The 11,879-nt window shown below is 66.9% G+C and carries 13 protein-coding genes; 8 read left to right on the plus strand and 5 right to left on the minus strand.

Features of this window, described 5'->3' with window-relative positions; translation table 11 throughout:
* Positions 1 to 41: 41 nt before the first annotated feature.
* Positions 42 to 821 carry an ABC transporter ATP-binding protein gene (locus tag LXN00_RS05075; RefSeq protein ID WP_234505702.1) on the plus strand — a complete coding sequence of 260 codons (780 nt, stop codon included), beginning with the start codon at positions 42 to 44 and terminating at the stop codon, positions 819 to 821.
* Positions 811 to 1,638, plus strand: a complete 828-nt coding sequence (locus LXN00_RS05080) for an ABC transporter permease (RefSeq protein WP_234505704.1) — start codon at positions 811 to 813, stop codon at positions 1,636 to 1,638. Before LXN00_RS05075 ends, LXN00_RS05080 begins: the two co-directional genes overlap by 11 nt.
* Here LXN00_RS05080 and mqnC read toward each other — a convergent pair.
* Complete coding sequence (gene mqnC, locus LXN00_RS05085) at positions 1,635 to 2,768, minus strand: cyclic dehypoxanthinyl futalosine synthase (RefSeq protein WP_234505707.1); 1,134 nt, start codon at positions 2,766 to 2,768, stop codon at positions 1,635 to 1,637. The genes LXN00_RS05080 and mqnC overlap by 4 nt on opposite strands.
* A 64-nt stretch (positions 2,769 to 2,832) precedes the next feature.
* On the opposite strand from mqnC, the gene LXN00_RS05090 reads away from it, so the two are divergent.
* From LXN00_RS05090 to metG, 4 genes are all read left to right on the plus strand, one after another.
* Complete coding sequence (locus LXN00_RS05090) at positions 2,833 to 3,318, plus strand: adenosine-specific kinase (protein WP_234505710.1); 486 nt, start codon at positions 2,833 to 2,835, stop codon at positions 3,316 to 3,318.
* On the plus strand, positions 3,318 to 3,791 hold the full coding sequence (gene bcp, locus LXN00_RS05095) for a thioredoxin-dependent thiol peroxidase (protein WP_234505713.1): 474 nt from the start codon (positions 3,318 to 3,320) through the stop codon (positions 3,789 to 3,791). The genes LXN00_RS05090 and bcp overlap by 1 nt, the downstream gene beginning before the upstream one ends.
* Positions 3,791 to 4,474: a ribose-5-phosphate isomerase RpiA gene (rpiA, locus tag LXN00_RS05100; protein ID WP_234505716.1), complete on the plus strand. Its 684-nt coding sequence runs from the start codon at positions 3,791 to 3,793 to the stop codon at positions 4,472 to 4,474. Before bcp ends, rpiA begins: the two co-directional genes overlap by 1 nt.
* A gap of 77 nt (positions 4,475 to 4,551) precedes the next feature.
* Positions 4,552 to 6,405, plus strand: coding sequence for a methionine--tRNA ligase (gene metG, locus LXN00_RS05105; RefSeq protein ID WP_234505718.1), 1,854 nt, complete (start codon positions 4,552 to 4,554; stop codon positions 6,403 to 6,405).
* Between the two features lie 43 nt (positions 6,406 to 6,448).
* Here metG and LXN00_RS05110 read toward each other — a convergent pair whose 3' ends face one another.
* Complete coding sequence (locus LXN00_RS05110; protein ID WP_234505721.1) at positions 6,449 to 7,768, minus strand: S41 family peptidase; 1,320 nt, start codon at positions 7,766 to 7,768, stop codon at positions 6,449 to 6,451.
* A gap of 77 nt (positions 7,769 to 7,845) precedes the next feature.
* On the opposite strand from LXN00_RS05110, the gene ftsE reads away from it, so the two are divergent.
* Both ftsE and hpf read left to right on the plus strand, forming a co-directional pair.
* Entirely contained in the window at positions 7,846 to 8,574 is a 729-nt protein-coding gene (gene ftsE / locus LXN00_RS05115; protein WP_234505723.1) for a cell division ATP-binding protein FtsE, read from the plus strand.
* Positions 8,571 to 9,131 carry a ribosome hibernation-promoting factor, HPF/YfiA family gene (hpf, locus tag LXN00_RS05120; RefSeq protein ID WP_234505726.1) on the plus strand — a complete coding sequence of 187 codons (561 nt, stop codon included), beginning with the start codon at positions 8,571 to 8,573 and terminating at the stop codon, positions 9,129 to 9,131. The genes ftsE and hpf overlap by 4 nt, the downstream gene beginning before the upstream one ends.
* Before the next feature lie 24 nt (positions 9,132 to 9,155).
* Here hpf and LXN00_RS05125 read toward each other — a convergent pair whose 3' ends face one another.
* From LXN00_RS05125 to LXN00_RS05135, 3 genes are read right to left on the minus strand one after another with little or no spacing between them, the layout of a single operon-like run.
* Positions 9,156 to 10,418, minus strand: a complete 1,263-nt coding sequence (locus LXN00_RS05125; protein WP_234505728.1) for a murein hydrolase activator EnvC family protein — start codon at positions 10,416 to 10,418, stop codon at positions 9,156 to 9,158.
* A 1-nt stretch (position 10,419) separates the two neighbouring features.
* Positions 10,420 to 11,274, minus strand: coding sequence for a cell division protein FtsX (locus tag LXN00_RS05130; RefSeq protein WP_234505731.1), 855 nt, complete (start codon positions 11,272 to 11,274; stop codon positions 10,420 to 10,422).
* Positions 11,275 to 11,321: 47 nt separating this feature from the next.
* On the minus strand, positions 11,322 to 11,807 hold the full coding sequence (locus LXN00_RS05135; protein ID WP_234505736.1) for a peroxiredoxin: 486 nt from the start codon (positions 11,805 to 11,807) through the stop codon (positions 11,322 to 11,324).
* Between the last annotated feature and the right edge of the window lie 72 nt (positions 11,808 to 11,879).

The following is an 11,879-nucleotide window of genomic DNA, read 5'->3' on the forward strand; positions in this document are numbered from 1 at the left end:
TGGTGCGCTGGTTTCCAGGGTTATGCCTGAAGGAGGCGCGCGTGTGGGCCATTGAAGTAGAAAACCTTTCCAAGGTATTCCGCAAGACCACCTTCGGCCGCAGGCAGGAGGAGTGGGCGCTGAAAGGGGTTTCCTTCCGGGTGGCGGAAGGGGAAACCTACGCCCTCTTGGGGCCTAACGGCTCCGGCAAGTCCACCTTGATCCGCATCCTCTCCACCTTGCTCGTGCCCGATGCCGGTCGGGTGCGCATCCTGGGCTACTCCTTACCCCAGGAGGAACGGCGGGTGCGGGAAAGGATTGGCCGGGTGAGCGTGGACGCCGCCTTTTACAAGAAGCTTTCCCCCCGCGAAAACCTCCTCTTCGCCGCCCAGCTTTACGGCATCCCCCCCAAGGAGGCGGAAGGGAGGGCCATGGCCATCTTGGAGCGGCTTGGCTTGGAAACCCGGCGGTTTGACGACCCCTTGGAGGAGATGAGCCGGGGCATGCAGCAGAAGGTAGCCATCGCCCGCGCCCTCCTCATCCGCCCGCCTCTCCTCCTCCTGGACGAGCCCACCACGGGGCTAGACCCGCGAAGCCGCCGGGACGTGCAGGGCTTTTTGGAGGAGCTCAGACGGGAGGAGGGCACCACCCTCCTCCTCACCACCCACGACATGGCCGAGGCGGAGCGCCTGGCCCACCGGGTGGGCTTCCTGGTGCGGGGAAGGCTGGTGGCGGAGGGGACGGTGGAGGAGCTCAAGGCCGTGGCCGGGGCCGGGAACCTGGAGGAGGCCTTCTTGCGCATGACGGGGGAGGGCCTCGAGGAGGAAACCGATGCTTCGTAAGTACCTCTTGCCCATGTGGGCTTTTGTCTTCCGCGACTTCCACCTGACGCGGCGCTACTTCTCCTGGGTGGTGGTCTTCACCTTTTACGCCATCGTCAACGCCGCCACCATCGCCCTCATCGGGGTGGCCCAGGGGGATTTCCGCCTCACCCTCACCTTGGTCCTGGGGGCGCTCCTTTGGAGCTACCTTTCCGCCATGTACCAGGAGATCGCCAACTCCATCGCCTACGAGCGCTGGGAGGGCACCCTGGAGTACACCTTTATGGCCCCCGTGTCCCGCCTGGTCCACCTTTTGGGGGTGAGCCTCTTCGCCACCTTCTACAGCGTGGTGCGCACCGCGGTCATTCTTTTGGGTCTGGCCCTTTTCGTGGACCTGGACCTCGCCGGGGCCAACCTTTGGGGGGTGTTGGTGGTGCTTCTGGTGGGGAGCCTGGCCTTCATGGGCCTGGGGCTCATGGCCGCCATCCTGCCGGTGATGAGCCCGGAAAACGGGGCCCAGGCCACCAACATCCTCCAGGGGGTCTTGCTCTTGGTTTCCGGCATCTACTACCCGGTTTCCGTCCTGCCTGCCTGGCTCCAGCCCTTGGCCTACATCTCCCCCGCCACCTACGCCCTCGAGGCCAGCCGCAAGCTCCTGGGCATCCCGCACCCGGACTCCGCCCCCGGCCACCTGGTGGGGGCCCCCTTGGGGGCGGTGCTCCCGGAGCTCGGGGTCCTCCTCCTCATGGGGGTTGCCTTCATCCCCTTGGGCCTTTGGGTGTTCGGCCTGGCGGAGCGCTGGGCCAAGCGCACCGGGAAGCTCAAACGCACGGGCTAGGCCAGGGGTAGCTCCAGGGGCTCGGGCTCTTTTAGGATGGCCTCGGGGTCGGGGTAGCGGAGGATGCGGTAAAGGGGGTCCCGCTCCGCCGGCCTAAAGCCCGCGTCCACGATGTGGCGCACGATCTGGCGCACCGTGGCGTGGGTGCGGTTGTGCCCCCCGGCGGCCGACACCACGTTCTCCTCCAGCATGGTGCTGCCGAAGTCGTCCGCCCCGTAGTACAGGGCGGCCTGGGCCACCTTGAAGCCCAGGGTGGGCCAAGAGGCTTGGAAGTGGGCGAAGTTGTCCAGGGCAAGCCGGGCGATGCTTAAGGTCTTCAGGTACTCGTGGGCCGTGGCCCCCGGGGCCTTGCCCTTGAGGCGGGTGTGCTCCACCTGGAGGGTCCAAAGGGCGAAGGCGGCGAAGCCGTTTTGGTGGCGCTCCAGGGCCCTATCCTGCTGGGCGCGGAGGCCCAGGAGGTGGGCGGTGCGCTCCTTGGGGCCTTCCCCAAATCCGATGACCATGCTGGCCAGGGTGTAGAGGCCCAGGGCCTGGGCGGCGTCCACGATGCGGTACCAGTCCGCCGTCCGGATGCGGGCAGGGGCCGCTTTTTGCCGCACCTCGTCCACCAGGATCTCCGCCCCCGCCCCCGGCATCCCGTCCAGGCCCGCCTCCTTGAGCCTTTCCAAGATTTCCTCGGCCCTAAGGCCCGTGAGGCGCTCTAGGCCCAGGATCTCCTCGGGGCTAAAGGCGTCAATCCGGAGGTCGGGGAAGCGCCCCTTGAGGTAGCGGAGGAGGTCCAGGTACCAGTCCAAGGGGAGGTCGGGGTTCACCCCGCCCTGCATGAGGATGCGCTTTCCCCCCACCTGGTAGAGCTCCTCCACCTTCCTGGCGATCTCCTCGTAGCTTAGGGTGTAGGCGTCCTTCTGACGCTTGGTGCGGTAGAAGGCGCAGAAGGCGCAGGCCACGGTGCAGACGTTGGTGTAGTTGATGTTGCGGTCTATGAGGAAGGTGACCACCTCGGGGTCCGTCTTCTTGAGCCGCACCTCGTGGGCGGCGGCGGCCAGTTCGGGGAGGGGGAGGTCAAAGAGGGCCAGGACCTCCCTTTCCGAAAGCCTCTCCCCGGCCACGGCCTTCTCCAGGACGTCCATGCCCCCTATGCTACACCGGAGAGTCCCCCGGCATGGGGGCCTGGGCCACGGGTAAAATGGCCCCATGGAGCTCAAGCTCATCCCCATTGAGAAGCCGGAGAACCTGAACGTGATCCTGGGCCAGGCCCACTTCATCAAGACCGTGGAGGACCTGCACGAGGCCTTGGTGACCGCCGTGCCCGGCATCAAGTTCGGCCTCGCCTTCTCCGAGGCGAGCGGCAAGCGCCTCATCCGCCGCTCGGGCACGGACGAGGGCTTGGTGGAGCTGGCGGTGAAAAACCTCCTGAACCTGGCGGCGGGGCACACCTTCCTCATCGTCCTGGGGGAGGGGTTTTACCCCATCAACGTCCTCCATGCGGTGAAGGCCTGCCCCGAGGTGGTGCGCATCTTTGCCGCCACCGCCAATCCCCTCAAGGTGGTGGTGGCGGAGGAAGGGGAGCAGCGGGCCATCCTGGGGGTGATGGACGGGTTTAAGCCCCTGGGGGTGGAGGACGAGGCCGAGGTGGCCTGGCGCAAGGACCTCCTCCGCCGCTTCGGCTACAAGCTATAATGCCCGGCATGGAAGGCACCCTAGCCCCCGATTTCGCCCTCCCCGACCAGGAGGGGCGCATCCACCGCCTTTCCGATTACCGCGGCCAGTGGGTGGTCCTCTACTTCTACCCCAAGGACGACACTCCAGGGTGCACCAAGGAGGCCTGCGGCTTCCGCGACCACATGGGAAGCCTTAAGGCCTTGGGGGCGGTGGTCCTCGGGGTTTCCGCCGACGACGTGGAGAGCCACAAGCGCTTCGCCGAGAAGTACGGCCTGAACTTCCCCCTCCTCGCCGACCCCGAGCGCCAGGCCATCGCCCTTTACGGGGCCTGGGGGAAGAAGAACCTCTACGGCAAGGAGGTGGAAGGGGTCTTGCGCCAGACCTTCCTCATTGACCCCGAGGGGAGGATCGCCAAGGTGTGGCGCAAGGTTTCCCCCGAGGGGCACGCCCTCGAGGTGGCGGAGGCCCTGAAGGCCCTAAGGGGAAGCTGATGGAACACCCTTTGGAGAGCTACAAGAAGGAGGCGGCCCACGCCGCCGTGGCCTACGTGCAGGACGGGATGGTGGTGGGCTTGGGCACCGGTTCCACCGCCCGCTACGCCGTTTTGGAGCTCGCCCGCCGCCTTAGGGAAGGGGAGCTTAAGGGGGTGGTGGGGGTGCCCACCTCCCGGGCCACGGAGGAGCTTGCCCGGAAAGAGGGCATCCCCCTGGTGGACCTCCCCCCGGAAGGGGTGGACCTGGCCATTGACGGGGCGGACGAGATCGCCCCTGGCCTCCTCCTCATCAAGGGCATGGGGGGGGCGCTCCTCCGGGAGAAGATCGTGGAGCGCACGGCCAAGGAGTTCATCGTCATCGCCGACCACACCAAGAGGGTGCCGGTGCTGGGCCGGGGGCCCGTCCCCGTGGAGATCGTCCCCTTCGGCTACCGGGCCACGCTAAGGGCCATCGCCGAGCTTGGGGGGGAGCCTGAAGTCCGCATGGACGGGGACGAGTTCTACTTCACCGACGGCGGCCACCTCATCGCCGACTGCCGCTTTGGGCCCATCGGCGACCCCTTTGGCCTCCACCGGGCCCTCCTGGAGATCCCCGGGGTGGTGGAAACGGGGCTTTTCCTGGGCCTCGCCACCCGCGCCCTGGTGGCCGGGCCCTTGGGGGTGGAAGAGCTTCTGCCCTAGGGTGTAAACTCCTTCCCATGAAGGGCATGCCCCGGCGCTAGGGGCGCATGCCCCGGTTTTTTCTTGGAGGAGGGCGCATGGAGAAGGTCTTTTACATCACCACCCCCATCTACTACGTGAACGCCGAGCCTCACCTGGGCCACGCTTACACCACGGTGGTGGCGGACTTCCTGGCCCGCTGGCACCGCCTGGACGGCTACCAGACCTTTTTCCTCACCGGCACGGACGAGCACGGGGAAACCGTCTTCCGGGCGGCGGAGCGGGCGGGGGAGGACCCCAAGGCCTTCGTGGACCGGGTTTCCGAGCGGTTCCGCAGGGCCTGGGAGCTTCTCGGCATCGCCTACGACGACTTCATCCGCACCACGGAGGAGCGGCACAAGCGGGTGGTGCAGTACGTCCTGAGGAAGGTCTACGAGGCCGGGGACATCTACTACGGGGAGTACGAGGGGCTTTACTGCGTTTCCTGCGAGCGCTTTTACACGGAGAAGGAGCTCGTGGAGGGGCTTTGCCCCATCCACGGCCGTCCCGTGGAGCGGAGGAAGGAAGGGAACTACTTCTTCCGCATGGAGAAGTACCGGGAGTGGCTTATCGGCTACCTCCAGGACCACCCCGACCTCATCCGCCCCGAGGGCTACCGCAACGAGGTCTTGGCCATGCTCTCCGAGCCTATCGGGGACCTTTCCATCTCCCGGCCCAAGGCCCGGGTCCCCTGGGGCATCCCCTTGCCTTGGGACGAGGACCACGTGACCTACGTGTGGTTTGACGCCCTCTTGAACTACGTTTCCGCCCTGGACTACCCCGAGGGGGAGCGCTTCCAGACCTTCTGGCCCCATGCCTGGCACCTCATCGGCAAGGACATCCTGAAGCCCCACGCCGTCTTCTGGCCCACCATGCTCAAGGCGGCGGGCATCCCCATGTACCGCCGCCTGAACGTGGGGGGGTATCTGCTCGGGCCCGATGGCCGCAAGATGAGCAAGACCCTGGGGAACGTGGTGGACCCCTTCTCCCTGGCGGAGCGCTACGGCAAGGACGCCCTGCGCTACTACCTCCTGCGGGAGATCCCCTACGGCCAGGACACCCCGGTGAGCGAGGAGGCCCTGAGGGCCCGGTACGAGGCGGACCTGGCGGACGACCTGGGCAACCTGGTGCAACGTACCCGGGCCATGCTCTTCCGCTTCGCCGAGGGGCGGATCCCAAAGCCCGCGGCCGGGGAAGAGCTCGCTTACGGCACGGAGCTTCCCAAGAGGCTTCGGGGCCTGGTGCGGGAGCTTAGGTTCCACGTGGCCCTCGAGGAGGCCATGGCCTACGTGAAGGCCTTGAACCGCTACATCAACGAGAAGAAGCCCTGGGAACTCCACAAGGAGGACAAGGAAGCGGCCCAGGCGGTGCTCTACCGGGTGGTGGAGGGCCTAAGGATCGCCTCCATCCTCCTCACCCCGGCCATGCCCGAGAAGATGGCGGAGCTTAGGCGGGCCCTGGGGCTTAAGGAGCCCGGAGGCCTCGAGGAGGCGGAAAGGTGGGGCCTGGCCGAGCCCCTCCCCATCCCCGAGGAGGCCCCGGTCCTCTTCCCCAAGGAGGTCAGGTCCCCCAAAAAGGAGGAAGGGATGGAAAGGATTGCCCTAGAAGACTTTGCCAAGGTGGAGCTCCGGGTGGCGGAGGTGGTGGCGGCGGAGAAGCACCCGAATGCGGACAAGCTCCTGGTCCTCCGGCTTTCCCTGGGGAAGGAAGAGCGCACCGTGGTTTCGGGCATCGCCCAGTGGTACCGGCCCGAGGAGCTCTTGGGCAAGAAGGTGGTGCTGGTGGCGAACCTCAAGCCCGCCAGGCTTCGGGGCATAGAGAGCCAGGGCATGATCCTGGCGGCCCAGGAAGGGGAGAAGCTCGCCTTGGTCACGGTGGAAGGGGATATCCCCCCGGGGGCGGTGGTGAGGTGAAAGGGGGGGCCGGGGCTTTAGCCCCGGCCCCACGCCCAAGGGGCTAGCGGTTTAGCTCTTCCAGGGCCCGCTTGAGGATGGCGTCGTTCTCTAGGTCCAGGACCGCCTGGCCCCTTTCCTCGGGGAGGGGCCGCTGGCGTTGGGGTTCGGCGTAGGTGAACTTGCCCTCGGCGTCCGCCTTCACCTTGATGGTCTTGCCGTTTAGGGTGACGCTCACCTCCGCCCCCGGCGGGGCCCCGGCCCCTTGGAAGGAGAAGGGGGTGGGGAAGCGGGTGTCCTTGACCTCAATGTCCGGCTTCAGGCCTTCCTTGTTGATGGCCCGGCGCTTGGGGGTGAGCCACTCAAAGGTGACCAGGGTGAGCTCCCCGCCGTTCGCCAGGGTGTAAGGGGTCTGGCCCACGCCCTTGCCGAAGGTCTTCTCCCCAATCACCTTGGCCCGGCCGTAGTCCTGGAGGGCTCCGGCCACGATCTCGCTGGCGCTGGCGGAGTTTCCGTTCACCAGGACCACCATGGGGCCATCCCAAAGGGGCCTTCCCGAGGCCTCGCACCAGACCCGGGTGAGGTTCTTGGTGCGGGTGTAGACGATGGGGCCCTCTTTCAGGAAGGCGCTCGCCACGGCGCATCCTTGGTCCAGGAGGCCACCCCCGTTGTCCCTAAGGTCAAAGATGAGCTTCTTGACGCCTTGGGCCCTCAGGTCCTCAATGGCCTTCTTGAGCTGGTCCTCCACCTTGAAGTTGGCGAAGGTTTCCAGGGCGATGTAGCCCACGTCGCCGATCTTGCCGGTGGAGACGGAGATGATCTCCACCTTCTCCCGGATGAGCTCAAAGACCAAGGGAGCCGGCACCCCTTCCCGGCGCACCTTGATGGTGACCTTGGTCCCCTCCCGGCCCCGGATGCGGGCCACCACCTCCTGGAGGGGCAGGGCGGTCACGTCCTCCCCGTCCACCTCGAGGATCACATCCCCCGCCCGCATCCCCGCCCGCTGGGCGGGGAGGCCCTTCATGACCCCCTCAATCTTGGCCCCGGTGCCGTCGGGGTTGGCGGGGGTTAGGGTGGCCCCGATGCCGAAGAACTCGCCCCTAAGGTCCTCCTGGCGCAGGCTGGCCCGCTGGGGCGGGGAGTAGCTGGTGAAGGGGTCCTTTAAGGCGGCCACCATGCCGCCGATGGCTCCTTCCAGGAGGGCGTTGAGCTTCTCCTTGGGCAAGGTTTCCAGGTAGTCCTGCTGGATCCGCTGGTAGACCTCCAGGAGGGCCTGGCCGTTGGGGTTTTGCAGGAGGCTTTCCGCCTGGGGCCTGGGAAGCTGGGCGTAGACCAGGGCAAGGAGCACCCCGATCCCGGCGATGAACCACGCGCGTTTTTTCATCCTCTCCCTCACCTAGCCTCCACTATAGCGCCCTTCCATGAGAAGCAACCGTGGCCCGCCTTGCGTATAGTGGGGGCATGATCGCCTTCCACCGGGTGGGCCTGGAGTACCCCCGCACGGGGACCAAGGCGCTTTACAACGTGAACCTCGAGGTGAAGAAGGGGGAGTTCGTCTACGTGGTGGGGCACTCGGGGGCGGGGAAGTCCACCCTCCTCTCCCTCATTCTGAGGCGGCTTCTCCCCACCCAGGGGGCGGTCTACTTCGCCGGCCAGAACCTGAAAAACCTAAGGGGCGACCAGGTGGCCCTCCACCGCCGGCGCATCGGCATGGTCTTCCAGGACCACCGCCTCCTTGCCGACCTCACCGTGGAGGAGAACCTGGCCTTCGTTCTGGAGGTGCAGGGGGTGCCCCGCAAGGAATGGGCTGAGCGCATCGCCACCGCCCTTCGCCGGGTGGGGCTTGCCCACAAGAAGCGGGCCTTTCCCGAGGAGCTTTCCGTGGGGGAGGCCCAGCGGGTGGCCATCGCCCGCGCCCTCCTCCTAGACCCCCCCGTGATCCTGGCGGACGAGCCCACGGGCAACCTGGACTTGGGAAACGCCCTCCAGGTCCTGGACATCCTCAAGGCCGCCCACAGCCGCGGGGCCACGGTGGTGGTGGCCACCCACAGCCGCGAGCTTCTGGAGGCCTACCCCGCCCGGGTGGTGGTCCTCAAGGCAGGGCAGGTGGTGCGGGACGAGCGTCCCGGGGAAGGTGGTAGCATAAGGGTAAGGGAAAGCCCTGACCGGGGCGGAAAGGAGGGCACATGAACGTCTACAAGCTCATCGGCCGCAACCTGGAGATTACCGACGCCATCCGGGAGTACGTGGAAAAGAAGCTTTCCCGCCTGGACCGCTACCAGAACGGGGAGCTCATGGCCAAGGTGGTCCTCTCCTTGGCGGCAAGCCCCCACGTGGAGCGGAAGGCCAAGGCCGAGGTGCAGGTGGACCTCCCCGGGGGGCTGGTGCGGGTGGAGGAGGAGGACCCGGACCTCTACGCCGCCATTGACCGGATGGTGGACCGCTTGGAAACCCAGCTCAAGCGCTTCAAGGAGCGGCGCTTCATCGGCAAGCGCCACTCCTACCAAGGCCCCCCGCCCCCGGAGGTGCGGGACCTCGAGGCCCTGCGCAAGCCCGAGGAGGAGGAAGGCCCCCGTATCGTGCGGGTGAAGCGCTTTGAGATGAAGCCCATGTCCCCGGAGGAGGCGGCCTTCCAGATGGAGGCCTTGGGGCACGACTTCTTCGTCTTCCGCAACGCCGAAACCGACGAGATCAACGTCATCTACCGCCGCAAGGACGGGAACTACGGGCTCATTGAGCCCGCCTGAAAGCCCACCTGCCCCGGGGCGGGGCTAGTAGTAGGCGGCGGGGTCCACGAAGCGGGTTTCGCTTCCCACCCGGACCGCCACGCGGAACTCCAGCTCCTCGGGGCGGATGAGGAGGCCGCCCCCCGTGTACCCGAGAAGCTGGCCCCGTTCCACCTTCTGCCCCTCCTGGACCAGGGGCTCTTGCAGGTTGGTGTAGACGGTGGAGAGGGTTTCCGTGTGCACCAGCATCACCGTGTAGCCCAGGTTGGGGAGGTAGAGGATGCCCGCCACGTACCCCTCGGCGGCGGCCTGGACCGGGCTTCCCGGGGCGGGCCCCTGGATGACCTGGAAGGGGCCCTCCTGGCCGTAGGGCACCAGGACCCGCCCCCCGGGCACGGGGAAGGCCAGGCGGCCCACCTGGGCGGGGAGGGGTGGGGGGGGCACCACCACCTGGGGACGCAGGGCGGCCTGGCGGCGGGCGGCCTCCTCCCTCCTTCGCGCCTCCTCTTGCCGCCTTCGCTCCTCTTCTTGCCGCTTAAGCTCCAAAAGCCTTGCCCTTTCCGCCAGGACCCGGGCCTGGAGGGCGGCGAGCTCCGCCTGGAGGCGTTGCCTTTCCTGGAGGGTGTCCCGCAGGAGGGCCCTTTTCCCCTCCTCTTCCCTGCGCAAGGCGGCTAAGGTGGCCTCGAGGCCCCGCCTCTCCCGCTCCAGGGCGGCTTGGGTTTCCGCCAGGGACCGCTCCTTCTGGGAAAGGTCGGCGAGGAGGAGGCTTAGCCGCTCCCTTTCCTCCCTTAGGGCCTTCAAGGTGGCCTGGAACGCGCGCACCAAGGCGGCGTCCTGCCGGGAGAGGTAGCCCACCCAGCGGGCCCTCACCGCCAGGTCGGCGAAGGACTGGGCCCTGAGGAGGGGCAGGTAGCGCCCGGCCCTTTCCCGGTGGAGGCTTCGCATGAGGGCTTGGAGCCTGGCCTTGAGGTTTTCCAGGTCCTTCTCCAGCTTGGCGATGCGCCCTTCGGTTTCCCGCACCGCCTCCTGGAGCCTCCCGATCTCCTGGCGTAGCCGGGCACGCTCGCCCTCCAGGCGGGCGATTTCCCCTTCCAGGCGGGCCTTTTCCTGGAGGAGGTCTTTCACCCGCTGGGAGAGGCGGCTAAGCTCCCGGTTGAGGGCCTGGATGCGTCTTGCCGCCTCCTCTTCCAGGGCCCGGGCCCGGGCGGTCTGGGCCTCGAGGCGGCGCACCGCCTCCTCCTGGGCCTTGAGGTCCTGGGCGAGCCCTAGGAGGGAGAGGGCCAGGAGAAGAAGGGGCCAAAGCCGCACTCTAGACCTCCTTCAGGTAAGCCCGGCTCGCCATGTAGGCTCCGCCCGCCCCCAAAACCCCGGCCAGGAGCAAAACCCCAAGCCCGGTGCGCAGGAGGTCCCCCGGGCTTAGGACCGGCACGAAGGGGAGAAGCCCCTGGACCGCCTGGGCCAGGCCCCGGTAGAGAAGCCCCCCCAACACCAGGGCCAAGGCCCCTGCCCCCAGGGTGAGGAGAAGCCCCTCCACCACGAAAGGCCCCTGGATGAAGCGCCGGGTGGCCCCCACCAGGAGCATGATGGAAAGGGCTTCCTTGCGGCTTTCCACCGAAAGCCGGATGGCCCCCATGACGCTGAAGAAGGTGTTGAGGAGGAGAAGCCCCACCAAAACCCCCATGGCGAGGCGGCTTCCCGCGAGCACCTGCACCAGGCGCTCCGTGAGCTCGCCCCCGTACTCCACCTCCTCCACGCCGGGGAGGTTCTTCAGGCGCTCCGCCACCTTGCGCACCTCCTCGGGGTCCTTGAGCCGCAGGCGCAGGGTGTCGGGGAGGGGGTTTTCCACCAGGTCCTTGGCCTCCGCCAGGTAGGGGTAGTCCAGGACCAGCTGGGCCAGGGCCTCCTCCTTGGTCTGCAGGCGGACTTCCCCCACCTCGGGCCAGACCTGGATTGCGCTAAGGATGGCTTCTAGGTTGGCCTCGGGTTTCAGGAAGGCCGCCACCTCTAAATCCCTTTCCAGGGTTTCCACCACCCGCTCCAGGTTCCAAAGGAGAAGCCCGAGAAAGTAGAGGAGGGCAAAGGACACGAGCGCCGTGAAGAAGGTGGCGAGGCTTGCCGTGGGGTGGCGGAGGATCTGCCTTAGGCCCTGGCGGAAGGCGTACACGCCCTACATCTTACGCAGGGCCTTGGGGCTTGCGGATGAGATGGCCTTTAACGCAGGTGCTCCCGCAGGTAGGCCAAGACGGTGTCCGCATCCTTAAAGGGGTTTACCCCCCGCCAGATCTTTTCCACGCGTCCTTCGGGGTTCAGGAGGAAAGTATCCCGGCTGTAGAAGCCGAAGAGGCTCCGCACCCCGTAGGCCCGGGCGAGCCGGCCTTGGGGGTCGGGGATCATGCCGCCTTTCAAGGAGAGTTTCTCTATAAAATCGCACTGCTCGTTGGCGGGATCGTGGCTTACGCCGTAGACCCGCACGCCGAGGTTTCGGAACTCCTCATAGAGCTCGCTATAACGCTTGGCCTGGGCGGTGCATCCGGGGCTTTTGGCCTTGGGGTAGAACCAGAGGACCACGTAGCTTCCCCGGAAGTCCACGGGGCGGCCGTAGCTGTCCTGGGCTTCTAGGATGGGGGCTTTATCCCCAGGGGCGAGGGCTTGCGCCCGGAGGAAGCCTAGAAGGAGGAGGAAGGCGAGGGCGCGCATACTCTTAGCGTAAGGGTGACGTTTGAAAGAAATGGTGGCCTGGCCTCCAAGGAAAGGGAGCCTCCGCCTTTT

The organism is Thermus brockianus (genome assembly GCF_021462505.1).
GTDB classification, from domain to species: Bacteria; Deinococcota; Deinococci; order Deinococcales; family Thermaceae; genus Thermus; species Thermus hydrothermalis.

Bases quoted from the DNA above. Each gene is read 5' to 3' on its own strand.
- LXN00_RS05080 (WP_234505704.1), top strand. From the start codon at position 811: ATGCTTCGTAAGTACCTCTTGCCCATGTGGGCTTTTGTCTTCCGCGAC.
- mqnC (WP_234505707.1), bottom strand. From the start codon at position 2,768: ATGGACGTCCTGGAGAAGGCCGTGGCCGGGGAGAGGCTTTCGGAAAGG.
- LXN00_RS05090 (WP_234505710.1), top strand. From the start codon at position 2,833: ATGGAGCTCAAGCTCATCCCCATTGAGAAGCCGGAGAACCTGAACGTG.
- bcp (WP_234505713.1), top strand. From the start codon at position 3,318: ATGCCCGGCATGGAAGGCACCCTAGCCCCCGATTTCGCCCTCCCCGAC.
- rpiA (WP_234505716.1), top strand. From the start codon at position 3,791: ATGGAACACCCTTTGGAGAGCTACAAGAAGGAGGCGGCCCACGCCGCC.
- metG (WP_234505718.1), top strand. From the start codon at position 4,552: ATGGAGAAGGTCTTTTACATCACCACCCCCATCTACTACGTGAACGCC.
- LXN00_RS05110 (WP_234505721.1), bottom strand. From the start codon at position 7,768: ATGAAAAAACGCGCGTGGTTCATCGCCGGGATCGGGGTGCTCCTTGCC.
- ftsE (WP_234505723.1), top strand. From the start codon at position 7,846: ATGATCGCCTTCCACCGGGTGGGCCTGGAGTACCCCCGCACGGGGACC.
- hpf (WP_234505726.1), top strand. From the start codon at position 8,571: ATGAACGTCTACAAGCTCATCGGCCGCAACCTGGAGATTACCGACGCC.
- LXN00_RS05135 (WP_234505736.1), bottom strand. From the start codon at position 11,807: ATGCGCGCCCTCGCCTTCCTCCTCCTTCTAGGCTTCCTCCGGGCGCAA.